The following is a 24,492-nucleotide window of genomic DNA, read 5'->3' as shown; positions in this document are numbered from 1 at the left end:
CTCAGTGCGATGCACGCCCGGTGTGAAAACGCTTTTCCAGATACTGGCTATAGCGCGACATGCTAAAACAGAAAATCCAGTAAACCATGGCAGCAAAGACATAGCCTTCCGTCGACATACCCAACCATGTTGGGTCAACGGTGGCTTGCTGCACGCTACTGAAGAGATCGAATAGACCGATGATGATCACCAGGCTGGTATCTTTAAACAGTGCAATGATGGTATTCACGAGGCCGGGAATGGTCATCTTGAGCGCCTGCGGTAAAATCACCAGCATTTGGGTTTTCCAGTAGCCCAGTGACAGTGATTCAGCCGCTTCATATTGGCCTTTCGGCAGCGCCTGCAAACCGCCGCGCACCACTTCCGCGACATAAGCGGACTGGAACAAGATCACGCCAACCAGTGCACGCACCAGTTTATCGATCGTAGTGCCTTCCGCCATGAACAGCGGCAACATTACCGACGACATAAACAGCACGGTAATCAGCGGTACACCACGCCAGAACTCAATGAAGATGATCGACAGTGTACGCACCACCGGCATTTCAGATCGGCGTCCCAGCGCCAATAAAATGCCTAAAGGCAGCGCGCCGGCAATCCCCACTGAAGCGATAATCAGCGTCAATGTCAGACCGCCCCATTGGCGAGTCTCTACGCGCTCTAAACCGAAATAGCCCCCGTACATCAAGAACCAAACCACAATCGGATATACCAACGCCCAGCAGGCGATATAGCGACCGCGACGTGGCATCGATTTGATGAACATCGGAACGATCGAGAGTAAGCCGATGACCAGCGACAGATTGATGCGCCAGCGCAACTCATGTGGATAAAGCCCATACATAAACTGGCCAAAGCGTGCATGGATAAACACCCAGCAAGCACCTTCTTTTGTGCAGTCTGCGCGCGTCTCGCCAATCCAGTTAGCCTGAAATACCAGCCAGTTCAGAGCCGGAGGAATCACGTTCCAGATCAGCCAGATGCTGAATAGGGTGAGGAGCGTATTCAGCCAGCTGGAGAACAGATTTTTGCGCGCCCAAAGCCAAGCCTTGCTGAGTGGATGGGTCGGAATCGGCGGTGTTTCATGTGTAGTAACAGACATAATGATCCCGTTCTCTTAACGCTCAACCAGCGCAATTTTGCGATTATAGAGGTTCATCAGCAGTGAAATGATCAGGCTGATAATCAGGTATACCGCCATGGTAATCGCGATGGTTTCAATCGCCTGACCGGTTTGGTTCAGCACGGTACCGGCAAACAGCGAAACCATGTCTGGATAGCCGATAGCGGCCGCCAGCGATGAGTTTTTCACGATATTGAGATACTGGCTGGTCAGTGGTGGGATGATCACGCGCATTGCCTGCGGGATGATCACCTGGCGCATGGTCACTGGATTGGGCAAACCGAGCGAACGTGCGGCTTCACTTTGACCATGAGGTACCGACTGAATCCCCGAGCGAATCACTTCAGCGATAAATGATGAGGTATAAACCGACAGCGCGAGGGTCAACGCGGCGAGCTCAGGTATCATCACGAAACCGCCGCGGAAGTTAAACCCACGCAGTTCCGGCACATCCCAATGCATAGCAGCGCCAAACAAGGTATGCGCAATCAGCGGCAGTAACACCACAAGTCCAACCGCAGCTGGCCAGGTGCGACGCAGTTGACCGGTTTTTAACTGATATTTGCGGTTATAACGGAACAGCGCCACGCAACCAAGCACCGCTAATGCCAATGCGATCAGGAATGGCCAGGTACCGGGCGCATATTCTGGCCATGGGATATACAAACCGCGATTGCTGACGAATGCCATATCAAAAGCGTTTAGCGCCTGACGAGGGCCGGGCAGGTTACGCAGAACCGCAAAGTACCAAAAGAAGATTTGCAGCAGCGGCGGGATATTACGGAAGGTCTCAATATAAATGGTTGAGAGCTTACGCAGCAGCCAGTTTTCTGACAAACGCGCCAGACCGATAGCAAAGCCAAGAATTGAGGCAAACACAATACACAGCGCAGAAACCAGCAGGGTGTTGGTTAACCCCACCATAAACACGCGCGCGTAAGTATCGCCTTCGGTGTAATCGATCAGGTGCTGGACAATGCCGAAGCCGGCACTGCGATCAAGAAACCCGAATCCGGAAGTGATGCCACGATTGGCCAGGTTGATTACGGTGTTGTGGATCAAATATCCCACCACAGCAAGCACGGCAACAATCGCGACGATCTGGTAAAGCCAGGCGCGAACCGTAGGATTACCGAACGAAAAATCCCTTTTTACGGTTGGGCGTTGCGACATGTTAAAACCTCAGTGAAGATTACGCGTGGGCACCGCAGGATGCGGTGCCCGACTGGCAGGACGAAATTAACGCACTGGCGGAGCGTACTGGATGCCGCCCTGATTCCAGAGCGCATTCTGACCGCGCTTAATTTTCAGTGCGCTATCTTTGCCAACGTTACGATCGAACACTTCCTGATAGTTACCGACTTGTTTGATGATGTTGTAAGCCCACTTGTTATCCAGCTTCAGGTCTTTACCGAAATCACCTTCCGCGCCCAGCAAATGTGCCATATCCGGTGTAGTTGGCTTCGCCACCATGTCATCGACATTTTTAGAGCTGATACCCATCTCTTCCGCGTTCAGCATGGCATACAGCGACCATTTAACGATGGTGAACCAATCGTCATCACCGCGACGCACAACTGGACCCAGCGGCTCTTTGGAGATCACTTCTGGCAGTACGATGAACTCGTCTGGCTTGCCAAGTTTAATACGCAGCGCATACAGCTGAGATTGGTCAGAAGCAAGGGTGTCGCAACGGCCGCTGTCGAGCGCCTTAGCCGATTCGTCAGAGCGGTCGAAGGTGACCGGTGTGTACTGCATTTTATGGGTTTTAAAGTAGTCAGCCACGTTCAGCTCGGTATCAGTACCGGCCTGAATACACACGGTGGCACCATCCAGCTCTTTAGCACTTTTCAAACCTGCTTTCTGGTGAGTCAGGAAGCCGATACCGTCGTAATAGTTCACCCCTGCAAACAGGAAGCCCATGCCGCCATCGCGCGATGAGGTCCAGGTGGTGTTACGAGACAAGATGTCCACTTCGCCCGATTGCAGCGCGGTGAAGCGCTCTTTCGCGGTCAGCGGGGTATATTTCACTTTGGTTGCATCGCCAAATACCGCAGCAGCGGCTGCACGGCATACATCCACATCGATACCGGTGAATTTGCCGTTAGAATCAGCATAAGAGAAGCCTGGCAGGCCGTCACTGATGCCGCACTGTACAAAACCTTTCTTCTTAATGGCATCCAGCGTGGTGCCAGCGTGCGCTTGTTGAGCAACAGCGAACAGCGAGGCTGCAGCAACCAGAGTGGAAAGCATCATCTTTTTCATAAAGCATCCTGTGTGGCGATATCGTGTGTTGTTATGTTTGCACGCACTTTACTGTGCGCTTTTTCTGTCTGTGGTGGTTAGCCATCCACAACTCTGCAAACCTGATGCCAGGTTTGCAGAATCCTGAATTCTTTGGAAAGATCTTTTAATAACCTGAAGCACTCAGAAGATTCTGACTAATATGGCGCACCAAAAGGCAGCATGACGAGACGACACGATCACAAATAGTGCAAAAAGTTTCACTATATGGAAGCAGTGTGAGCTAACGCTCAGGAGAGGATGTATGAGTTTGTACGCTTACGGGTGAAGCGGGTAATGATCACACGTTGAGCAGCTTAGGTGTAATGAAAGGAGAGAGACGCGAGTAATAAGTGGAGGCAAAAAACGCTGCTGAGAGGGGAAAAAATTACTGATGCAATTGCAACTATCGTTACCATTATCGCGCCAATTGTTTCATGCGTTGCTAACGTCAGGAGACTTTCCGCGCAGCAGAAACAAAAACGCCAGCCATAAGGCTGGCGTTATCGCAGCAACGAACTGATTAGTTCATGCCGTATTTTTTCAGCTTCTTACGCAGGGTACCGCGGTTGATACCCATCATCAGAGCTGCACGGGTCTGGTTGCCACGGGTGTACTGCATCACCATGTCCAACAGAGGCTGCTCGACTTCTGCCAATACCAGCTCATACAGGTCACTCACATCCTGACCGTTCAGTTGAGCAAAATAGTTCTTCAGTGACTGTTTAACCGAATCACGCAGTGGCTTTTGGGTCACCTGATCCTGAGAGTTAACGGTAGAAACGGTGAGTACGTCAGAATTTACGCGTTGTTCGAACATAGTTCTTTCAGCTCTTTATTTCGTTTACGCAAGATTTTCGAAGTATGCCTCCAACGCCTCCAGCTGTTCGCTGGCATCCTCTATGGCGTTGAATGTGCGCCGAAACTGGTCATCAGGAGCACTTTCCTGCAAGTACCAAGAAACGTGTTTTCGGGCAATACGGTATCCTTTGCGCTGACCGTAAAAGTCGTGCAGCTCCCGTATATGTCCAATCAGCATTTGCTTCACTTCAGCCAGCGGCTTCGGTGCCAGCAGCTCCCCTGTGTCCAGATAATGCTGGATTTCCCGGAAGATCCACGGTCTTCCCTGAGCGGCACGGCCAACCATAAGAGCATCGGCTCCGGTATAGTCGAGCACCGCTCTGGCTTTATGCGGGTCAGTAATGTCGCCATTCGCAATGATCGGAATGGAAACGCTCTGCTTAACTGTCCGAATGCTGTCATATTCAGCAAATCCCTCAAACAAACAGGCGCGCGTGCGGCCATGAATGGTGAGAGCCTGAATGCCACAGCGTTCAGCCAATTGGGCAATCTCTACACAATTACGATTTTCTTTGTCCCAGCCGGTGCGAATCTTCAGCGTAACCGGTACATCAACTGCATTTACGACCGCGGTGAGAATCGACTCCACCAGTTGCGGATGTTGCAGCAGTGCTGAACCTGCCATCTTACGATTCACTTTTTTGGCCGGGCAGCCCATGTTGATATCGATAACCTGCGCGCCAGACACCACATTAATGCGCGCGGCGGCAGCCATCTCATCAGGATCGCAACCGGCAATTTGCACGGCACGAATCCCAGGCTCGTCACTATGCACCATACGCAAACGTGATTTGTCACTGGCCCAAACTTCCGGGTTAGATGACAGCATCTCGGAGACGGTCATACCGGCGCCGTTCTCATAACACAGGGTGCGAAATGGCTTATCGGATACTCCGGCCATAGGCGCAGCAATGAGTCGATTACGTAGCTGATATTGTCCAATGCGCATGAAAAAGAAGTGACCCTAACTGTTCGCAAGGCGGCGTATATTACGCATTTTTTAAAAAAGATGAAAGGCCAAACTTTGAACAATTCGCCGTCAAGGTTCCAGGGAATCTGCCTGAAGGCGCGGGTAAATGATATTAATCTTTATAATTCAAGTGCTTATGAAAATACGATGAAATTGTGTACAAAAATTTTTCTTAAAACATGAGCATAATCACAAAATAAAAACCGCCACATCCGGTAATTAGCCAGAGAAATGACGGCATTTCGATTATTAATTGTACTAATTTGTCCGTTCAGAGGTTATCCGAAGGTTATTCAACAATCAGGCGACCATGCAACGGTTGCAGCGGACGGTTGTTGGCGTTTTTTAACGCCTGCTGGAATGCTTGCAGCTGTGATTGAGAAAGCGTGACGGGCTGCTTCATCACCAACCAGCGCAAGCCTTCGGTGCAAGGAGGCGTGGTAAGCGAACCGCTGAAACGATAATAGTGACGATCGGTTGGGAAGAGCGGAGTTAAATCCATCCGCTGCTTCACCTCCACAGCCTGATTTTCCTGCTTAGGCATGGCAGCAATAAGCGGGTTAAGGGCGCTGTTTTCTTTACCTACTTCGAACATCACGGCAATCACTGCAATTTCGCCATCGGCGTTCGCATGGACGAAATGCGCTTCGAGGGGATAAGCGTGGCCGTTGATTTGGTTCTCACTTGGCGTGTGGAAGTGATATTGCTTGAGGCGGAAGATCTCGCCATCCAGCATAAAGTTATCTTCATCATCCACATCCACCTGCACGGTATGACCGTTATTCACCAGTTTTTCAGCCGCAGTGTGGAACTCTAGCCTAAGGGGCGGCAGGCGGCCTTCAATGGTATTACGGATATCAATGGGCGATTGAAACTTGCCGTTATGGCAGGTTTTGAAATCGGCGGAGAGTTCGCCCCAGTGTTCTGGGCCGGCGCTGCCTTCATAACTCCAGTGCGGTGCGGTGGGGGCCGATGCGGCGTTTGCACCGATGCTGAAGGACAACATGGCGCTAAGCAAGAGGGCGGTTTTCATGCTAAATCTCGACTAAAAAGGGGACCGGCAAGCGGCGTGCAGCAGATAATACGTGGCGAGGTGGAAATGACTACTCTGTAATGCCGTTTGCAGGGAAGAACCAGACAAGGCTTGGTTTTTTTGCCCTTTTTGTGGCGAGACGCATGCCTGCCCGGCTTCGGGCCGACATGCGGGAATGAGAACGTGACTTAGCGACGCACGCCGGTGATGCGGCACCACTCCTCTTTTTCGGCAACCGGATCCAAATCGAAGCGTTCAACATAAGCTTCACACACGCCTTCGGCCTGGCTCGCCAGCACGCCGGACAATCCAAGGTGGCCACCGGTTTTCGGCAGCACGCTGATCAACGGTGCCAGCTCGCGCAGCGGACCCGCGAGGATGTTGGCGACCACCACATCCGCCTGCAGGTTTTCTGGCTGCTGATGGGGCAGATAGAGCGCCAAACGCTCGGAGACGCCATTACGTTCGGCGTTATCGCGGCTAGCCTGTATCGCCTGCGGATCGATATCAATACCAATGGCTTGCGCGGCACCCAACTTCAGCGCAGCAATGGCGAGAATGCCCGATCCACAGCCAAAATCGATCACCGTTTTACCCTGCAGATCCAGCCCGTCGAGCCAGGTTAAACACAGTGAAGTGGTGGGATGTGTGCCGGTGCCAAACGCAAGGCCCGGATCGAGCATCACATTAACCGCTGAAGGATCCGGCACATCACGCCAGCTCGGGCAGATCCACAAACGCTCACCGAAACGCATCGGGTGGAAGTTATCCATCCATTCGCGCTCCCAGTCTTTATCTTCGATCTGTTCGATCTTATGACGAAACGCGGATCCCAGCAGCGGGTGCTGGCTTAACTCGGCCACCACATCGCTCATCTCGGTTTCGGCATCGAACAGGCCGATGACATCGGTATCGCCCCACAGCAGCGTTTCACCCGGCAGCGGCTCGTAAACCGGATTGTCGTGAGTATCCTGGAAAGTGACTGACACAGCACCGACATCCATTAGCGCATCGCTCAGGGTTTCGGCGTTTTCGCCAGTGCTATTAATTTTGATTTGAATCCAAGGCATAGTGTTTCTCTTTTATTCCAGTGCCGCAGCATGTGTTGCAGGCGTGCGGCCAAACAGATTACCCACCAGGAAGGCCAGCAGGCTTAAGATCAATGAAGGAACGATTGGGTGGAAACCCCACCATTCAATATTCAGGCTGGCAAGCAGCGTGTAGCAACCGGCACCGACCAGCATGCCGCTGATTGCGCCCGTGGAGTTGGCGCGCTCCCAATACAAGCCCAGTACCAGCGGCCACAGGAATACCGCTTCAAGACCACCAAATGCCAGCAGATTCAGCCAGATAATCATATCGGGTGGATTCCACGCCGCCAGCAGCAGCAGCACGCCAAGCACGAAAGTGATAGTGCCCGACAACAGGCGCAGGCGCGCCTCATTTTCACTGTGTTGCGGTGCAATACGCAGGTAGAGATCTTTGATCAGCGTAGCGGAGGATTGCAGCAACTGCGCGTTAATGGTCGACATAATGGCCGCCATTGGCGCAGCCAGAAAGACACCTGCAGCCATCGGCGGCAAAACGGTGATCATTAGCGCAGGAATCACGCGATCGGGAATGGTGAGATCCGGCAGGATTACGCGTCCCAGTGCGCCGGCCAGATGCATGCCGAACATCAGGATCACCACGACGATGGTGCCGAGCACGATACCGCGATGCATGGCTTTGCTGTCTTTATAAGAAATACAGCGTACGGCGGTATGAGGCAGACCAATCACCCCAAAACACACCAGCACGGCAAAGGAGCTGAGGAAGGTTGGGTTGATGACATTGCCAACACCTTCCGGTGACGTCAGCTGCGGATCGATGTTGTGCAGTTTGGTCACCGCAGAGGCTAATCCGCCGGCATGATGAATCACCGCGAACAGCAACAGGAAAGTGCCGATCAGCATCACCAGGCCTTGCATGGCATCGTTTAACACGCTGGCGCGGAAGCCGCCGAAAGCAGTGTAGAGCGCGATGGTGCCACCGAAAATCAGCAGGCCGGTATCGTAAGGAATGCCCGCCGCCGTCTCAAGCAGGCGCGCGCCGCCGATAAATTGCACGGTCATTGCGCCAATAAAGGCGACTAAGAGACTAATGCTGGATAGCCAGATCAGCAGTGTGCTGCCGTAGCGGCCATATAACATATCGTTGAGCGTGACGGCATTGTAGCGGCGCGCCAGAATCGCGAATTTTTTCCCTAACACGCCCAGCGAGAGCCAGACGGCCGGTACCTGAATCATCGCCAGCAGCACCCATCCGAGGCCATATTTATAGGCCGCGCCAGGTCCACCAATAAACGAACTGGCGCTGATATACGTGGTGGTGATGGTCATTGCCAATACAAAGCCGCCCATCGAACGGCTGCCGAGGAAGTATTCGCTCAGGAAGTTGCCCTGACGTTGCTTGCGCATAGCAAACACCGACAGTGCGGCGATCAGCACCAGGTAGGCCAACAGCGGAAGAATGATTTCAGAGTCCATCGTTATCCTCCAGCGACATGTCGCGGAATAGCACGCGCACCATCAGCCAGCACAACACAATAAACAGTAGCGGGGCGAATAGACACGAAAGCTCAAACCATCTTGGTAAGCCAAAGAAGCCGATCTCATTGCCACCTAACCAGGCAGAAAGTCCCCAAACGGCAAGGTAGGCCAACGTCAGATAAAATGACCAGCGCGCCTCTTTGTTCGCTTGTAAAAAACGCCAATCCATTATGTAACCTCAAAGGCAACAAAAATGAAAAAGGCCGGAGTTAACCGGCCTCTGCTTTGCTCTGCGCTGCAATTACTTCTCTTGCAGGCCGAGTTTCTTCTCCAGATAGTGGATGTTGGTGCCACCCTGCTGGAAGTTTTCATCGGACATGATTTTCATCTGCAGCTCAATGTTGGTCTTGATGCCGTCGATGATCAGTTCCGCCAGCGCATTCTTCATGCGCGAGATTGCCACGTCACGGTTTTCGCCGTAGGTAATTAGCTTACCAATCATGGAATCGTAGTACGGTGGCACGCTGTAGCCGGCATAGATATGCGATTCCCAACGCACACCAAAGCCGCCCGGCGCGTGGAAGCGCGTAATCTTGCCTGGGCTTGGCAGGAAGGTGTTAGGATCTTCGGCGTTGATACGGCATTCCACCGCATGACCGCGAATCACCACGTCTTCCTGTTTGATCGACAGCGGTTGACCCGCAGCGATACGCAGCTGCTCTTTGATCAGATCGACGCCGGTGATCATCTCGGTCACCGGATGTTCCACCTGAATACGGGTGTTCATCTCGATGAAGTAGAACTCACCATTTTCGTACAGGAACTCGAACGTACCCGCACCGCGATAACCGATGTCGATACAGGCTTTAGAGCAGCGTTCGCCGATGTAGCGACGCAGTTCCGGCGTGATGCCTGGCGCGGGTGCTTCTTCAACCACTTTCTGGTGACGACGCTGCATTGAGCAATCACGTTCGGCCAGATAGATAGCGTTGCCCTGGCCGTCGGCCAGTACCTGAATCTCAATGTGGCGTGGATTCTCGAGATACTTCTCCATGTACACCATGTCGTTGTTGAAAGCCGCTTTGGCTTCCGCTTTCGTCATGTTGATGGATTGCTCAAGATCTTTGTCGCTGCGCACTACGCGCATACCGCGACCGCCGCCGCCGCCAGACGCTTTGATGATCACCGGATAACCGATGCGCTTAGCGAAGGCACGGTTTTTTTCCATGTCGTCGGTCAGCGAACCATCAGAGCCTGGCACGGTTGGCACGCCGGCTTTCTTCATCGCGGTGATCGCAGACACTTTATCGCCCATCAGGCGGATGGTGTCGGCTTTCGGGCCGATGAAGATAAAGCCTGAGCGCTCAACCTGCTCGGCGAAATCGGCGTTCTCAGAAAGGAAGCCATAACCCGGATGGATAGCGACCGCGCCGGTAATTTCAGCGGCGGAGATCAGTGCCGGGATGTTCAGGTAGCTTTTGACTGAAGGTGGCGGGCCGATGCAGACGGTTTCGTCCGCCAGCAGCACGTGCTTCAGGTCACGGTCCGCGGTGGAGTGTACGGCAACAGTCTTAATGCCCAGCTCTTTGCAGGCACGCAGAATGCGCAGCGCGATCTCACCACGGTTAGCAATGACAATTTTATCCAGCATGCTTCGCCTCGTTATTCGATGATGACCAGCGGCTCGTCAAATTCAACCGGTTGGCCGCTTTCGACCAGAATCGCCTTCACAACGCCGGATTTATCGGCTTCGATCTGGTTCATCATTTTCATCGCTTCAACGATGCACAGGGTGTCGCCGGCATTTACTTTCTGGCCAACTTCAATGAAGGCTTTCGCGTCTGGGCTTGGGGTGCGATAGAAGGTACCGACCATCGGTGAACGCACGATGTGGCCACTGATCTCTGGTTTAGCTGCTTCTGCTGCCACCGGCGCGGCCGGGGCTACAGCGGTTGCCAGTGCAGGCTGCTGCATCATTGGCGCAGCGTAAGCTTGCTGCATCATCGGGTAGCCGGCATTTGCAGGTGAACGGCTGATACGAACGGACTCTTCGCCTTCTGAGATTTCCAGCTCGGAAATGCCAGACTCTTCAACCAGTTCGATCAGTTTCTTAATTTTACGAATATCCATGAGTGTGGTTCCGTACTCTGTTTAATTGGAATGTGACAGGCGTTTTACTGCCGTTTGTAAAGCCCAAGAGTATCCATCAGCGCCAAGTCCACAGATGACGCCGGCAGATACATCGGAAAGATAGGAGTGATGTCGGAACGGCTCGCGTGCATGCACATTTGAGAGATGCACCTCGATAAAAGGAATGCTAACCGCCAACAGGGCATCACGCAGTGCAACGCTGGTATGCGTGAACGCAGCAGGATTGATGATGATGTAATCCACGTTGCCGCGGGCTTCGTGGATTCGGTCAATCAACTGATACTCTGCGTTCGATTGCAAATGACTCAATTTCACATGGTGCTGATCGGCCTGCTGCGTCAAATCGCCGACGATGTGCGCCAGCGTAGTATGACCATACTTATCAGGCTCGCGCGTTCCCAGTAAATTCAAATTGGGACCGTTTAAAAGCAGTATGTGAAATTTGTGCGCCATCTTGCTGCTATCTCCTGCAATCAGTAAGGCATCGCGTAAAATACCGCGGCATCTCGCGTTTGTCACCCTTGCGGATGAAAAAGAAGACTTCGCTTGCAATAAAGCCGGGCATTATATCCGTTTCGTCGACATTCGCAGCAAAATACTGGTCTTATCTGCGAAGTTGATCGAATGCGGCCCGAAGGCCACACTTTTTAACAGAAATCGCGGGAAGAACACAACCATACGGGGATTATCTGTGGAGGAGTTTACGCAACTTATTGTAACGCCACGCTAACAGCGCAATAGCCAGTACGGCGTAGATCACTGGCTGCGGTGAGAGGACTTTCACAGACCAAAGATAGTGGATAGGCGCGAGGATCGCGACCAGATAGATGCCGTTATGCAGCGTTTGCCAGCGACGACCGAGTTTGCGCTGCATGCGCTGAAAGGACGTGATCGCAAGGGCGAAGAGAATGGTCCAACTGATCATCCCCAGTAACAAATAAGGACGGGAAACCAGCTCGCTGCCAAGTAAAAGCAGATGATCGTAGCCAAGTTCCAGCAGGTAATAGCTGGTGAGGTGCAGGCTCGCCCAGGCGAAACACCACACGCCGAGTAAACGGCGCGTACGAATCAGCAGCGGTTGTTTCAGGTAGCGCGTCAGCGGGCTAACCAGCAGCGTGGCAAGCAGCAACTTTAGCGCCATTCTGCCCGTAAAATGCTGGATATCTTTTGCCGGATCAGCGCTCAGCCAGCCCTGCGTTGCCGCCATAAACAGATAAACAAACGGCAGAAAAGCCGCCAGATGCAGCGCGACTTTCAGGGCGGTGATGTGGCGTAAAGAGAGGCGCACTCAATAGTTCTCCCGTAAATCCAGGCCGCGATACAGTGAAGCGACGTCTTTCGCGTAGCCGTTGAACAGCAGCGTAGGTTGGCGATCAACCTTTAAAATGCCGCCCGCACCAATAAAGCGTTCAGTAGCCTGAGACCAGCGCGGATGATTCACATGCGGGTTTACATTGGCGTAGAAACCGTACTCATTGGCGGCGATCTGGCTCCAGGTGGTTGGCGGACGATCGCGAGTCAGTGTGATTTTTACAATCGATTTAATCCCTTTGAAGCCATATTTCCACGGTACCGTCAGCCGAATCGGCGCGCCATTCTGCGGTGGCAACGCTTTGCCATATACGCCGGTGCTCAACAGCGTCAGCGGATGCATCGCTTCATCAAGGCGCAAACCTTCAACATAGGGATAATCCAGCCCGCCGCCGATAAAGCGATCTTTTTGGCCTGGCATTTGGTCCGGTGCGTACAGGGTTTCAAAGGCGACGAAGCGTGCGTTGCTGGTGGGTTCGGCCAGCTTAAGCAGCTGGTTGAGCTCGAAGCCGACCCACGGGATCACCATCGACCACGCTTCAACGCAGCGCATACGGTAGATGCGCTGTTCCATCGCGAAACGCTTGAAGATGTCATCCATATCCAGCGTTATCGGTTTGGCCACTTCGCCTTCAATGCGCAGTTTCCACGGATCGGTTTTTAGCGTTCCAGCATTGGCGGCAGGATCGGCTTTATCCAGACCAAATTCGTAAAAGTTATTGTAACCCGACACCTTATCAAAGGGCGTGAGCGGCAAATCGGCCTGCCACTCGGCCGGTTTGGTAAAATCTAAATCTCTGCCGGCGGGTGCGGGCGGGCGGTTATTACCTTTAAACCAGCTCAGCACATCGGCTTGCGCCGTGCCTGGCAAACTGGCCGCTGCTGCGCCTAATCCTAACGCTTTCAGTACCTGGCGGCGGCGCATATTAAAGACGCTTTCTGGCGTGACGTCGGCCTCTGTGAGCAAGTGCTTCAGGTTCATGACGTTCTCCTGTGAATAGTAAGTTAAAATCAGCATGCTCAACTTCAGCGTCGGGCGCGAATTTACCGGGAAAAATGTGAAATTTCCTGGCAAAGCGGCCCTTTGAGAATAGGACGAAAAAGCCCATATCAACCTCAGGCCATCCATGTTTAACGCTATACTCGCGCCGTAGCGCTTATCAAGCGGTGTAATGTGCGATTTTGATGCCTGTCTGGCGCTGAATCGCGCAATGATTTGTGCTATTTTGCTCAGGTTTACGCCAATGGTAAGAGTGGCGTCGACGGATTCACACCGTTCATAACCGCAGTGATGCAGGCACAGGGATGCGATTAACAACTAAATTTTCTGCGTTTATTACTTTATTAAGCTTACTGGCGATGTTGTTAATGCTGGTGGGCTGCGCTTTTAGTTTTATCTGGCTTTCGCAGCAGCGCGTGGAAACGCGTATGCAAACCCTCGCGACGGAAGTGGATAAAGCGCTGGCGACACAATCGCCGCAGGACATTACGCAATGGCTGACGCGCATGATGCCGGTAGTCAACGTTGAGCAGATGCAGTTGCTCAATGGCGATACCGTAATATTCAGTTTAGCCCGCCACGAAAATCCAATGTTAGAAGATGAGCCCAATCGCTTCGTTCAGTTTGATTTGCCCCTGACGCATTCCCCGGGCCTTGAACTGCGCGTGGTGGTGCTTGATCCGGCCAAAACGCTATTTCGCTCCTTTACCGGCACATATACGCTGGTGGTCCTTTTTACCGTCGTCGCAATTATGTGCGTGCTACTGGTGATGACCAACCGCTGGTTGAACCGGCGCTGGCAGAATATGGAACAATTGGAAGCGCGCGCCGATCGTATTCTGGCTGGCGAACGCACATCACGTAATAACGATGCAGCCGAATGGCCACCGAAAGCCAGTCGCGCGATTGACACGCTGCTGGGCGATTTGCAGGAAGCGGGCGAGCAGCGTTTACGCATCGATACCTTAATTCGCACCTTTGCCGCTCAGGATTCGCGTACTGGCCTCAACAATCGCTTGTTCTTCGATAACCAGCTCGCAACCTTACTGGAAGATCAGGAAGATGTGGGCACGCACGGCGTGGTGATGATGGTGCGCCTACCGGATCTCGATACGCTGCACGAAACTCTTGGCCCAACGCTGGTGGAAGAGTATCTGTTTGACCTGATTAATATGCTGTCGACCTTTGTGCTGCGCTATCCGGGCGCACTGCTGGCACGTTATTTCCGTAGTGATTTCGCCGTATTGTTGCCGCATCGTACTTTAAAAGAAGCCAACAGCATTGCCGACCAACTGATCAACGCCGTTGATTCATTGCCGCCGATGCGCATGGTCGATCGCGACGATTTAATCCACATCGGCATCAGCGCGTGGCGCAGCGGGCAAAGCGTGTCGCAGGTGATGGAGAATGTTGAAATGGCAACGCGCCGTGCGGCATTGCAGGGCGGCAATAGTTGGTCGATCGGTGAAGGCAATACGCTAGACATGGGGCGCGGCAGCGTGCGCTGGCGCACCTTGCTGGAGAACACCCTCAATCGTGGCGGCCCACGTCTGTATCAGAAACCCGCAGTGTTATTGGATGGAAAAGTCCATCACCGCGAAGTACTGGCGCGCGTATTCGATGGAGATAAAGAAGTGGTATCGGCTGAATTCATGCCGCTGGTATTGCAGCTTGGCATGACCGACAGTTGGGATCGCCAATTAGTCATGCGCATCGCGGCGCTTTCTGAAGTTTGGCCCGATGAAACGCTGGCACTGCCAGTGAATATTGATTCGCTGTTGCAGCGACCTTTCCAGCGCTGGCTGCAAAAATTGCTGCTGCAGTGCAGCAAATCGCAAAGAAAACGTTTTTTATTTGAACTTGCTGAGGCCGACGTTTGTCAACACCTCAACCGTTTAGTGCCGGTTTTCCATATGTTAAGCGCATTTGGTTGCCGCATCGCGGTGGATCAGGCCGGTTTGACGGTAGTCAGCAGCGCTTATATCAAGCAATTTCCGATTGAAGTGATCAAGCTGGCGCCCGGCTTGGTGCGCAATATTGAACGTCGAACAGAGAACCAGCTGTTTGTACAAAGTTTGCTGGAAGTTTGTAAGTCTTCCCCGACACAGGTTTTTGCCGCAGGCGTGCGGACACGCGCGGAGTGGCAAACGCTGTCGGGATTGGGTGTTTCAGGCGGGCAGGGCGATTTCTTTGCGCCATCGCTGCCGGTCAACAGTAATGTAAAGAAACACTCGCAACGTTATCGAATTTAAACCTTCAGCGCGCGAAGTGCGGGCTGATGGCTGTTTATCTCGCTTATTTGTGCCGGAGCGCGCGATCCTGGCGGCTGGAAATGTTAGATTTTATGTCGAAACTCACCCGCTCACGCCGGGTGAATTTGGGTTAAAACGGCGAGTTAACGCCATTTAACAACGGCGAAAGACGAAACAATCAGGCCAAAAAATTATTCAGCGTATTTTTTCACCGAAGCAGAACGTTTTTGCGCCTTGTAGCGGCTTCGCGTGGTTGGTAAAGTAGGCGGATTTTATTTTCCGCCCCCAGCTTGCAGGATTATCCCTTAGTATGTTTAAAAAATTTCGTGGCATGTTTTCCAATGACTTGTCCATTGACCTGGGTACCGCGAATACCCTGATTTACGTGAAAGGACAAGGCATCGTGTTGAACGAGCCTTCCGTGGTTGCCATTCGTCAGGATCGTGCCGGCTCCCCAAAGAGCGTAGCGGCTGTCGGTCATGACGCTAAGCAGATGCTTGGCCGTACGCCGGGCAACATCGCTGCTATCCGTCCTATGAAAGATGGCGTTATCGCCGACTTCTTCGTCACCGAAAAAATGCTGCAGCACTTCATTAAGCAAGTGCATAGCAACAGCTTTATGCGTCCAAGCCCACGTGTGCTGGTCTGCGTACCGGTGGGTGCGACCCAGGTTGAGCGTCGTGCTATCCGTGAATCTGCACAGGGGGCAGGCGCGCGCGAAGTCTTCCTGATTGAAGAGCCAATGGCTGCGGCGATTGGTGCAGGATTGCCGGTTTCTGAAGCAACCGGTTCCATGGTGGTTGATATCGGTGGTGGTACCACTGAAGTGGCGGTGATCTCGCTGAACGGCGTGGTTTACTCCTCTTCTGTGCGTATTGGTGGTGACCGCTTCGATGAAGCTATCATTAATTATGTTCGCCGCAACTACGGTTCACTGATCGGTGAAGCGACTGCGGAACGCATCAAGCACGGCATCGGTTCTGCTTATCCGGGCGATGAAGTGCACGAGATTGAAGTGCGCGGCCGTAACCTGGCAGAAGGTGTGCCACGTGGCTTTACGCTTAACTCGAACGAAATTCTTGAAGCGCTGCAGGAACCGCTGACCGGTATCGTGAGCGCGGTGATGGTTGCACTGGAACAATGCCCGCCAGAACTGGCTTCTGACATCTCCGAGCGCGGCATGGTGCTGACCGGTGGTGGTGCGCTGCTGCGTAACCTGGATCGCCTGCTGATGGAAGAGACCGGTATTCCGGTGGTCGTCGCAGAAGATCCGCTGACCTGCGTAGCACGCGGCGGTGGTAAAGCGTTGGAAATGATCGACATGCATGGCGGCGATTTGTTCAGCGAGGAGTAATTCCTCAACGGCTGAGGCCCTGGTCAAATTGCGCAGGGAATAGCGCCTATGCTGACGCTGCTGCTTCAACGCACGACGGCGAGATGCGTCCAGCCCTGGAGGCGTTGGCTATACGGCTAACGCTTCTTCCCTGATGTCGAGGAACACGCAGAATTTATGAAGCCGATTTTTAGCAGGGGACCTTCCCTGCAGTTGCGCCTCTTTCTGGCAGTCATTGTGGCTATCGCGATTATCATCGCCGATAGTCGTGTGAGCTCCTTTTCCCAGATCCGCAACTACCTGGACACGTCGGTCAGTCCATTTTATTTTTTGGCCAACGGGCCAAGACAACTTCTTGATGGCGTATCCGAAACACTGGCGTCACGTCAGCAATTGGAGCTGGAAAATAAAGCACTGCGCCGTGAGCTCTTCCTGAAAAACAGTGACTTGCTGATGCTGGGGCAATATAAGCAGGAAAATGCGCGTCTGCGAGAACTGCTTGGCTCGCCGCTGCGCCAGGATGAGCACAAGATGGTGACGCAGGTTATCTCCACCGGTACTGATCCTTATACCGATCAGGTTGTCATCGACAAAGGCAGCGTAAACGGTGTTTACGAAGGCCAGCCGGTGATCAGCGATAAAGGTGTCGTCGGTCAGGTGGTCGCTGTGGGCCAGGTTACCAGCCGCGTCTTGCTGATTTGCGATGCATCGCATGCGTTGCCGATTCAGGTGCTGCGTAATGATATTCGTGTGATTGCCGCCGGTAATGGCTGTAGCGAAGATCTGCAGCTGGAACATCTGCCGGGCAACACGGATATTCGTGTGGGCGATGTCCTGGTCACGTCTGGCTTGGGTGGCCGCTTCCCGGAAGGTTATCCGGTTGGCGTGGTCTCCTCGGTAAAAGTCGATACACAGCGTGCTTACACGGTGATTCAGGCGCGTCCAGCGGCTGGCTTACAGCGTTTGCGCTATCTGCTGCTGCTGTGGGGCGCGGATCGCAACGGCGTGGCACCTATGGCACCGGACGAAGTGCATCGCGTTGCCAACGAACGCTTGATGCAGATGATGCCGCAGGTTCTGCCGCCAGCAGGCGAAATGGGACCTCCGGCACCCGATACGATGCAGTCGTCTCAGCAAATGGGGCCACCGCAACCTGCTAACAGCAGTCGTTCGCAAGGGAATTCTGCGAACACACGCGGAGGCCAGCCTTGAGTCGATATCGCAGCCAGGGCCGATGGGTTATCTGGCTGTCCTTTCTGATTGCCCTTATCCTGCAAATCATGCCGTGGCCGGAACAGATCTTTATGTTCCGGCCTTCATGGCTCTTGCTGATCCTGATTTACTGGGTGCTGGCGCTACCGCATCGGGTCAATGTCGGTACCGGTTTTTTTCTCGGTGCGATCATGGATCTGGTGGCGGGTTCAACGCTGGGCGTGCGTGCGCTGGCGTTCAGCATCATCGCGTATCTGGTGGCCTTTAAATTTCAGTTATTCCGAAACTTAGCGTTGTGGCAGCAGGCATTAATGGTTATGGTGCTGTCCCTTGCGGTGGATGTGATTGTTTTCTGGGCAGAATTCCTGGTAATCAATGTTTCTTTCCGCCCGGAAATCTTCTGGAGTAGTGTGGTCGACGGCGTCCTTTGGCCTTGGCTATTCTTATTGATGAGAAAGATTCGCCGTCAATTCGCTGTTCAGTAAGGAATACTATGATTAGCCTCTACCTCGCATCCGGTTCACCGCGTCGACGTGAGCTGTTAACGCAGCTTGGTCTGCAATTTGAGCGCCTGATGACCCACGTAGAAGAGCAGCGTCAGCCTGATGAAGCGGCTGAAGCTTACGTGCGTCGTCTGGCGACAGATAAGGCGCGCGCGGGTGTAGCGGTGGCACCGCAGGATCTGCCGGTATTGGGTGCCGATACCATTGTGGTACTGAACGGTGAAGTATTGGAAAAACCGCAGGATGCTGCGCATGCAGCCGAGATGCTGAGTAAGCTATCGGGACAAACTCATCAGGTGATGACTGCCGTGGCGTTGGCCGATTCGCAGCGTGAGCTGGATTGCCTGGTGACCACAGATGTGACCTTCCGCAAGATGACGGCGCAGGAAATTTCGCACTATATCGCCAGTGGCGAGCCGATGGATAAAGCCGGCGCGTACGGAATTCAGGGCCTTGGCGGCAATTTTGTCCGCAAGATTAATGGAAGCTATTACGCCGTAGTGGGATTGCCGCTGGTCGAAACCAGCGAGCTGCTGAACCATTTTCAGTCACTGCGGGCGTTAAGGGGACAAGATGACGGCTGAACTGCTGGTAAATGTGACACCCTCGGAAACCCGTGTTGCCTATATTGATGGCGGCATTCTGCAGGAAATCCACATTGAGCGTGAAGCACGACGCGGCATCGTGGGTAACATCTATAAAGGACGCGTAAGTCGTGTCTTGCCTGGTATGCAGGCGGCCTTTGTCGACATCGGCATGGAAAAAGCCGCCTTTCTGCACGCCTCTGACATCATGCCGCACACCGAATGCGTGGCGGGTGACGAGAAGAAAAATTTTGTCGTGCGTGACATCGGCGAATTGGTGCGTCCCGGCCAGGATTTGATGGTGCAGGTGGTGAAAGATCCGCTCGGCACTAAGGGCGCACGCCTTACCACCGACATTACCTTGCCTTCGCGTTATCTGGTATTTATGCCCGGCGCGTCCCACGTTGGTGTGTCGCAGCGTATTGAAACGGAAGCCGAGCGCGAGCGCCTGAAAGCGGTAGTTGCGGCTTATTGTGACGACTTGGGTGGCTTTATTATTCGTACTGCCGCGGAAGGCATTGGTTCAGAAGAGTTGGCGCAGGATGCCGCCTTCCTGAAACGGTTATGGACCAAAGTCAGCGAACGCAAAAAGCGCAATCAGACACGCTGCCTGCTGTACGGCGAACTGGCCTTAGCGCAGCGCGTACTGCGTGATTTCGCTGGCGCCGCGTTGGATCGCATTCGCGTCGACTCGCGTTTGACCTGCGATTTACTGGTGGAATTCACCAGTGAATACATTCCGGAAATGGCCAGCAAGCTGGAGCTCTACAGCGGTAAACAGCCGATTTTTGATCTGTTCGACGTTGAGAATGAAATCCAGCGCTCGCTGGAGCGTAAGGTTGAGCTGAAGTCCGGCGGCTATCTGATCATCGATCAAACCGAAGCCATGACCACGGTGGATATCAACACCGGCGCGTTTGTTGGACATCGCAATCTCGACGAGACCATCTTCAACACCAACATCGAAGCAACCCAGGCGATCGCGCGTCAATTACGACTGCGTAATCTCGGCGGCATTATCATTATCGATTTCATCGACATGAGTAATGACGAACATCGGCGCCGCGTGCTGCATTCGCTGGAAAGCGCACTGAGCAAAGATCGGGTGAAAACTGGCATCAACGGCTTCTCGGCGCTGGGTTTAGTTGAAATGACGCGTAAACGTACGCGTGAAAGTATTGAACATGTACTCTGCGCCGACTGCCCGGTATGCAAAGGGCGCGGTACGCTGAAAACGGTGGAAACCGTCTGCTATGAGATCATGCGTGAAATTGTGCGCGTGCACCATGCCTACGATTCCGACCGGTTCCTGGTGTATGTTTCACCGGCAGTGGGCGACGCGCTGAAGGGCGAAGAGTCGCATGCGCTGGCGGAAGTAGAGATCTTCGTCGGTAAACAGGTCAACGTTCATGTTGAACCGCTCTATACCCAAGAGCAGTTCGATGTCGTCATGATGTGATCGTGAGTTCCGTAAGCCAACGGACAGCAAGGAGAGGTGTGTGAGGCGGTTGCCGAGGATTTTGTTACTGCTGGTCGCCGCAATCATCGTTATTGTGGCGCTGCTGGTCAGCGGGCTGCGCCTCGCGATGCCGCACCTCAACAGCTATCGCAGTGATATTCTGCAGACGGTCTCACGCGTCAGCGGCGTTACGGTGGATGCTAGCGAACTGCAGGGGAAATGGGAGAATTTCGGTCCCACGCTGCAGGTGCGCAATCTCAAGGTCTCGATGCAGGCAGATGAGCAGCTCACCATCGGCCGCGTTAATCTGGCACTCAACGTCTGGCAGTCGCTGCTGCACTGGCGCTGGCAGTTCCGCGATCTAACCTTCTGGCAGTTGCATCTCGAAAGCAATCATCCGTTGTTCACCAGCGACGAACAAAAAAACAGTTTTAAACCGGCGCAAATCAACGATCTGTTTTTGCGTCAGTTCGATCACTTTGATCTGCGCGACAGCAGCATCCGTTTTCTCACGCCGTCCGGCCAACATGCCGAACTGGCCATTCCGCGCCTTACCTGGTTAAACGAAAACACGCGTCACCGCGCCGAGGGCGAAGTCAGCCTTTCCAGCTTTACCGGCCAGCACGGTGTGGTGCAGGTGCGGCTCGATCTTAACGACAGCAACGGTTTACTCAGCGATGGCCGCATCTGGATGCAAGCCGATGATGTTGATGTGCGGCCGTGGATTGGTCCATGGCTGCGTGACAACACCAGCCTTGAGAGTGCGCGTTTCAGTCTCGCCGCGTGGGTGAATTTGCGTGATGGCGAGGTTTATGCCGGCGATCTGCTGCTGAGTAAAGGCGGCGCACGCTGGCGCGGCGAGCAGGGCGATCATCAGTTGCAGGTTGATGGCTTAACTGCGCACTTGTCGCGCTTTCAGAATGGCTGGAGCCTTTCGGTACCGCAAACCCGTTTGAGCACCGACGGCATCGCGTGGGCGCCCGGGCATTTTTCACTGCTGTGGAAGCCGGAAGACAAGCAGATGCTCGGTGCCAACAGCGCGGCGGAAGTGCGCGTCCGCGCCACGCAACTCGACCTGGAACGCCTGGCCCCCATTGTCCCGCTGTTTAAGCCACTTTCACCAACGTTGCTGGATAACTGGCGTTCGCTGCAACCGCGCGGCCACATTGATGCGCTGGCGCTGGATATTCCGCTACAACAGCCGGACCAGACGCGTTTGCAAGCAAAATGGCGCGATCTTGCCTGGCAACAGTGGGAGTTGTTGCCAGGTATCAGCAATCTCAGCGGAAGCGCCAGCGGCAGTTTGAATAATGGCTCACTGGACGTGGCGATGGGCCAGGCTGAAGTGCCGTACGGCGACATGTTCCAGGCGCCGCTGCAAATTAAACAGATCACCGGCCAGCTCAACTGGCTGCGCGATGCCAACGGCTTAACGCTGGATGGACATCAGCTGGATGTGCAGGCGCGTTCGCTATGGGCACGCGGCGATTTCCGCTACCAGCAGAATCTCGGTACCGCACCGCGCCTCGATATTCTCGCCGGGATTCGCGTCACCGATGCTGGCGATGCCTGGCGCTATTTCCCGCAGCAGCTGATGGGGCACGATCTCACGCATTATCTCAGTGATGCGATTAAAGGCGGGCAGGTAGATAACGCCACGCTGCTGTTTGCGGGTGATCCGACGTTGTTCCCGTTCAAACACAATGACGGCATGTTTGAAGTTTGGGTGCCGCTGCGCAATTCCACCTTCCAGTTCCAGCCCGGCTGGCCTGCACTGGAAAATCTCGATATCAATCTCGATTTCCTCAACAACGGTTTGTGGATGAAAGCGGATAAAACCAAGCTCGGTGAGGTTGATGCGCGTAACGTCAGCGCGGTAATTCCGGATTACCTGAAAGAGAAGTTGATTATCGATGGTGATATCAGTGGCGAAGGCAAAAAGATTGCTGACTATTTTGAGCAAACGCCGCTGAAACCGACACTTGGCGCGGCGTTGCAGGAGCTGCAGATTGGCGGCAATGTGCGCGGCACGCTGAATCTCGATATTCCGCTGGATGGCGAGCAGGTACACGCCAGCGGCAATGTGGTGTTGAACAATAACAGTCTGCACATCAAGCCGTTAAATACCACGCTGAACAATCTTACCGGACGCTTCCGTTACAACAACGGCAATCTGGAAAGTGAAGCGTTACAGGCGAACTGGTTCGGACAGCCAACCGGCGTGAGTTTTAGCACCAAAGAGAATCCCAATGACTTTGGCGTGAACGTCAAGCTGCTGGGCGATTGGCAGCCGGGCAAACTCAAGGCGCTACCGGACGCTATCACGCGTCAGTTGAGCGGTTCTTTACCGTGGCAAGGTAATGTGGATATCACGCTGCCGCATAAAGGTGGCGCAACCTATAGAGTTGAACTGCAAGGTGATGGTAAAGCAGTAAGTAGTCACTTACCTGCACCGCTGGATAAGCAGGCCGGTGAAGCGATGCCGATTACCATCAACGCCAGCGGTGATTTGAAAGGCTTTACGTTGAGCGGTAGCGTACGCGACCAGCATCGTTTCAACAGCCGCTGGATTCTGGAGCCACAGCTGCGGGTCGATCGCGGTATCTGGCTTAACGATGCGAAAAGCACGCCTAAGCTGCCAGAAAAGCGCGGCATGGAGCTGAATCTCCCGCCGCTGGATGGTGAAGCCTGGATGGGCATGATGGCTGGCACCGGCAGTTCGCGTAACGCGCAGGGCGAGCCTGAAGTGGGCGGCGCCCTGTTGCCGGGCGATTTCATTATTCGCACGCCAGCGCTGACGCTGGGTGGTCAGCAATGGCATGACGTTAACGCCACCATTACGCAGCGCCCTGACGGCAATACACGTTTGCAGCTGGAGAGCCGTGAGGCACGCGGCAGTTTGCAGACGGCGCAGCAGTCACCTTGGCAGATCAACCTGAACTATCTTTACTACAATCCTGAATGGGCGGAGAAAACCGACGGAAAATCATCGCCGTTTGGCGGTAACAGCAGCAACATCAATTTCCGCAGCTGGCCTGCGTTGCAGCTCAACTGTGATGAGTGTTGGTTGCGCGGACAGAAATTTGGCCACATGCAGGCGAAGCTACAGCCGCAAGGCGATACGTTAGCACTTACTAACGGTTCGATTGATTCCGGCAGCTCGAAACTCAATGTGGCAGGTGAATGGGTCAATAAACCCGGCGATCAGCGCACTTCGCTGAAAGGCAGCCTGAGCGGCGACAATATTAATGACGCTGCCAACTGGTTTGGCATGAATACGCCGCTGCGCGATGCGCCGTTTAAGCTCGATTACGATCTGCACTGGCGCTCTGCGCCGTGGCAGCCATCGGAAGAGACGCTGAGCGGTACGCTGAAAACCCACTTTGGCAAAGGCCAGATCGCCGATGTCAATACCGGTCGCGCGGGGCAGTTGCTGCGCCTGTTTAGCTTTGATGCGTTGTTACGCAAGATGCGCTTTGATTTCAGCGACACCTTTAGTGATGGTTTCTATTTCGATTCGATCAACGGCACCGCATGGATTGAAAATGGCGTGATGCGTACCGATAACCTGCTGGTGGATGGTCTGGAAGCGGATATCGCCATGAAGGGCAATATCGATTTGGTGAAGCGGCAGATCGACATGGAAGCGGTGGTCGCACCGGAAATTTCCGCTTCGGTCGGCGTAGCCACCGCCTTCGTGATCAATCCGGTGGTCGGCGCTGCGGTATTTGCCGCCAGTAAAGTATTGGGGCCACTGTGGAACAAGATTTCACTGCTGCGCTACCACATTAGCGGGCCGCTGGATAAGCCGGAAATCAATGAAGTCCTGCGCAAACCGCGTGAAGACAACAAGAAGTGAATTTGACGCCGTCGGGTAATTGCCGCA

Annotated in this window: 21 protein-coding genes; 7 read left to right on the top strand and 14 right to left on the bottom strand. The window is 53.8% G+C overall.

Annotated features, from left to right (window positions below; genetic code table 11):
- Position 1: 1 nt before the first annotated feature.
- The 14 genes from AC6I8K_RS16930 to msrP form a co-directional block, all read right to left on the bottom strand.
- Entirely contained in the window at positions 2-1,102 is a 1,101-nt protein-coding gene (locus tag AC6I8K_RS16930; RefSeq protein WP_064738342.1) for an amino acid ABC transporter permease, read from the bottom strand.
- 15 nt (positions 1,103-1,117) lie between these two features.
- Positions 1,118-2,296 carry an amino acid ABC transporter permease gene (locus AC6I8K_RS16925; protein ID WP_064738343.1) on the bottom strand — a complete coding sequence of 393 codons (1,179 nt, stop codon included), beginning with the start codon at positions 2,294-2,296 and terminating at the stop codon, positions 1,118-1,120.
- A 66-nt stretch (positions 2,297-2,362) separates the two neighbouring features.
- Positions 2,363-3,388, bottom strand: coding sequence for an amino acid ABC transporter substrate-binding protein (locus AC6I8K_RS16920; protein ID WP_064738344.1), 1,026 nt, complete (start codon positions 3,386-3,388; stop codon positions 2,363-2,365).
- A 541-nt stretch (positions 3,389-3,929) separates the two neighbouring features.
- Complete coding sequence (fis, locus tag AC6I8K_RS16915) at positions 3,930-4,226, bottom strand: DNA-binding transcriptional regulator Fis (protein WP_007891954.1); 297 nt, start codon at positions 4,224-4,226, stop codon at positions 3,930-3,932.
- Between the two features lie 24 nt (positions 4,227-4,250).
- The gene (gene dusB, locus AC6I8K_RS16910; RefSeq protein WP_064738345.1) at positions 4,251-5,216 is read right to left on the bottom strand and encodes a tRNA dihydrouridine synthase DusB; all 966 of its coding nucleotides are present in this window, start codon (positions 5,214-5,216) and stop codon (positions 4,251-4,253) included.
- A gap of 310 nt (positions 5,217-5,526) precedes the next feature.
- On the bottom strand, positions 5,527-6,270 hold the full coding sequence (locus AC6I8K_RS16905) for a carbonic anhydrase (protein ID WP_497827111.1): 744 nt from the start codon (positions 6,268-6,270) through the stop codon (positions 5,527-5,529).
- A gap of 188 nt (positions 6,271-6,458) precedes the next feature.
- Positions 6,459-7,340, bottom strand: coding sequence for a 50S ribosomal protein L11 methyltransferase (gene prmA, locus AC6I8K_RS16900; RefSeq protein WP_064738347.1), 882 nt, complete (start codon positions 7,338-7,340; stop codon positions 6,459-6,461).
- A gap of 12 nt (positions 7,341-7,352) precedes the next feature.
- A complete protein-coding gene (panF, locus tag AC6I8K_RS16895; protein ID WP_064738348.1) occupies positions 7,353-8,798 on the bottom strand; it encodes a sodium/pantothenate symporter in 1,446 nt (481 codons plus the stop codon).
- Complete coding sequence (locus tag AC6I8K_RS16890; protein WP_008102001.1) at positions 8,788-9,030, bottom strand: YhdT family protein; 243 nt, start codon at positions 9,028-9,030, stop codon at positions 8,788-8,790. Before AC6I8K_RS16890 ends, panF begins: the two co-directional genes overlap by 11 nt.
- A gap of 72 nt (positions 9,031-9,102) precedes the next feature.
- Positions 9,103-10,452: an acetyl-CoA carboxylase biotin carboxylase subunit gene (accC, locus tag AC6I8K_RS16885; RefSeq protein ID WP_008101999.1), complete on the bottom strand. Its 1,350-nt coding sequence runs from the start codon at positions 10,450-10,452 to the stop codon at positions 9,103-9,105.
- Between the two features lie 11 nt (positions 10,453-10,463).
- Entirely contained in the window at positions 10,464-10,931 is a 468-nt protein-coding gene (accB, locus tag AC6I8K_RS16880) for an acetyl-CoA carboxylase biotin carboxyl carrier protein (RefSeq protein WP_007891968.1), read from the bottom strand.
- Positions 10,932-10,952: 21 nt separating this feature from the next.
- Positions 10,953-11,405 (bottom strand): type II 3-dehydroquinate dehydratase, encoded by a 453-nt coding sequence (gene aroQ, locus AC6I8K_RS16875; RefSeq protein WP_064738350.1) that lies wholly within the window; start codon positions 11,403-11,405, stop codon positions 10,953-10,955.
- Between the two features lie 232 nt (positions 11,406-11,637).
- Positions 11,638-12,240: a protein-methionine-sulfoxide reductase heme-binding subunit MsrQ gene (gene msrQ, locus AC6I8K_RS16870; protein WP_483816322.1), complete on the bottom strand. Its 603-nt coding sequence runs from the start codon at positions 12,238-12,240 to the stop codon at positions 11,638-11,640.
- Positions 12,241-13,245, bottom strand: coding sequence for a protein-methionine-sulfoxide reductase catalytic subunit MsrP (gene msrP / locus AC6I8K_RS16865; protein WP_497827110.1), 1,005 nt, complete (start codon positions 13,243-13,245; stop codon positions 12,241-12,243). It lies immediately after the preceding gene.
- Positions 13,246-13,568: 323 nt separating this feature from the next.
- Between msrP and csrD the strand changes: the two genes are divergently transcribed.
- From csrD to yhdP, 7 genes are all read left to right on the top strand, one after another.
- A complete protein-coding gene (gene csrD / locus AC6I8K_RS16860; protein ID WP_483816321.1) occupies positions 13,569-15,515 on the top strand; it encodes an RNase E specificity factor CsrD in 1,947 nt (648 codons plus the stop codon).
- Positions 15,516-15,825: 310 nt separating this feature from the next.
- Positions 15,826-16,869, top strand: coding sequence for a rod shape-determining protein MreB (gene mreB / locus AC6I8K_RS16855; RefSeq protein ID WP_007891976.1), 1,044 nt, complete (start codon positions 15,826-15,828; stop codon positions 16,867-16,869).
- Between the two features lie 156 nt (positions 16,870-17,025).
- Positions 17,026-18,060, top strand: a complete 1,035-nt coding sequence (gene mreC / locus AC6I8K_RS16850; protein ID WP_483816320.1) for a rod shape-determining protein MreC — start codon at positions 17,026-17,028, stop codon at positions 18,058-18,060.
- Positions 18,057-18,545 carry a rod shape-determining protein MreD gene (mreD, locus tag AC6I8K_RS16845; protein WP_064738355.1) on the top strand — a complete coding sequence of 163 codons (489 nt, stop codon included), beginning with the start codon at positions 18,057-18,059 and terminating at the stop codon, positions 18,543-18,545. The genes mreC and mreD overlap by 4 nt, the downstream gene beginning before the upstream one ends.
- Before the next feature lie 8 nt (positions 18,546-18,553).
- On the top strand, positions 18,554-19,147 hold the full coding sequence (locus tag AC6I8K_RS16840; RefSeq protein WP_064738356.1) for a Maf family protein: 594 nt from the start codon (positions 18,554-18,556) through the stop codon (positions 19,145-19,147).
- On the top strand, positions 19,137-20,606 hold the full coding sequence (gene rng / locus AC6I8K_RS16835; protein WP_064738357.1) for a ribonuclease G: 1,470 nt from the start codon (positions 19,137-19,139) through the stop codon (positions 20,604-20,606). Before AC6I8K_RS16840 ends, rng begins: the two co-directional genes overlap by 11 nt.
- A 40-nt stretch (positions 20,607-20,646) precedes the next feature.
- On the top strand, positions 20,647-24,465 hold the full coding sequence (gene yhdP / locus AC6I8K_RS16830) for an AsmA2 domain-containing protein YhdP (RefSeq protein WP_497827109.1): 3,819 nt from the start codon (positions 20,647-20,649) through the stop codon (positions 24,463-24,465).
- The last annotated feature ends 27 nt before the right edge of the window (positions 24,466-24,492 follow it).

The organism is Pantoea sp. X-Soil-ISGK-421, from assembly GCF_059730785.1.
This window is presented reverse-complemented; position numbering and strand designations above follow the sequence as displayed.

What these genes read in the sequence shown, in the direction of transcription:
- AC6I8K_RS16930 (WP_064738342.1), bottom strand. Translation starts at nt 1,102, where the DNA reads ATGTCTGTTACTACACATGAAACACCGCCGATTCCGACCCATCCACTC.
- AC6I8K_RS16925 (WP_064738343.1), bottom strand. Translation starts at nt 2,296, where the DNA reads ATGTCGCAACGCCCAACCGTAAAAAGGGATTTTTCGTTCGGTAATCCT.
- AC6I8K_RS16920 (WP_064738344.1), bottom strand. Translation starts at nt 3,388, where the DNA reads ATGAAAAAGATGATGCTTTCCACTCTGGTTGCTGCAGCCTCGCTGTTC.
- fis (WP_007891954.1), bottom strand. Translation starts at nt 4,226, where the DNA reads ATGTTCGAACAACGCGTAAATTCTGACGTACTCACCGTTTCTACCGTT.
- dusB (WP_064738345.1), bottom strand. Translation starts at nt 5,216, where the DNA reads ATGCGCATTGGACAATATCAGCTACGTAATCGACTCATTGCTGCGCCT.
- AC6I8K_RS16905 (WP_497827111.1), bottom strand. Translation starts at nt 6,270, where the DNA reads ATGAAAACCGCCCTCTTGCTTAGCGCCATGTTGTCCTTCAGCATCGGT.
- prmA (WP_064738347.1), bottom strand. Translation starts at nt 7,340, where the DNA reads ATGCCTTGGATTCAAATCAAAATTAATAGCACTGGCGAAAACGCCGAA.
- panF (WP_064738348.1), bottom strand. Translation starts at nt 8,798, where the DNA reads ATGGACTCTGAAATCATTCTTCCGCTGTTGGCCTACCTGGTGCTGATC.
- AC6I8K_RS16890 (WP_008102001.1), bottom strand. Translation starts at nt 9,030, where the DNA reads ATGGATTGGCGTTTTTTACAAGCGAACAAAGAGGCGCGCTGGTCATTT.
- accC (WP_008101999.1), bottom strand. Translation starts at nt 10,452, where the DNA reads ATGCTGGATAAAATTGTCATTGCTAACCGTGGTGAGATCGCGCTGCGC.
- accB (WP_007891968.1), bottom strand. Translation starts at nt 10,931, where the DNA reads ATGGATATTCGTAAAATTAAGAAACTGATCGAACTGGTTGAAGAGTCT.
- aroQ (WP_064738350.1), bottom strand. Translation starts at nt 11,405, where the DNA reads ATGGCGCACAAATTTCACATACTGCTTTTAAACGGTCCCAATTTGAAT.
- msrP (WP_497827110.1), bottom strand. Translation starts at nt 13,245, where the DNA reads ATGAACCTGAAGCACTTGCTCACAGAGGCCGACGTCACGCCAGAAAGC.
- csrD (WP_483816321.1), top strand. Translation starts at nt 13,569, where the DNA reads ATGCGATTAACAACTAAATTTTCTGCGTTTATTACTTTATTAAGCTTA.
- mreB (WP_007891976.1), top strand. Translation starts at nt 15,826, where the DNA reads ATGTTTAAAAAATTTCGTGGCATGTTTTCCAATGACTTGTCCATTGAC.
- mreC (WP_483816320.1), top strand. Translation starts at nt 17,026, where the DNA reads ATGAAGCCGATTTTTAGCAGGGGACCTTCCCTGCAGTTGCGCCTCTTT.
- AC6I8K_RS16840 (WP_064738356.1), top strand. Translation starts at nt 18,554, where the DNA reads ATGATTAGCCTCTACCTCGCATCCGGTTCACCGCGTCGACGTGAGCTG.
- rng (WP_064738357.1), top strand. Translation starts at nt 19,137, where the DNA reads ATGACGGCTGAACTGCTGGTAAATGTGACACCCTCGGAAACCCGTGTT.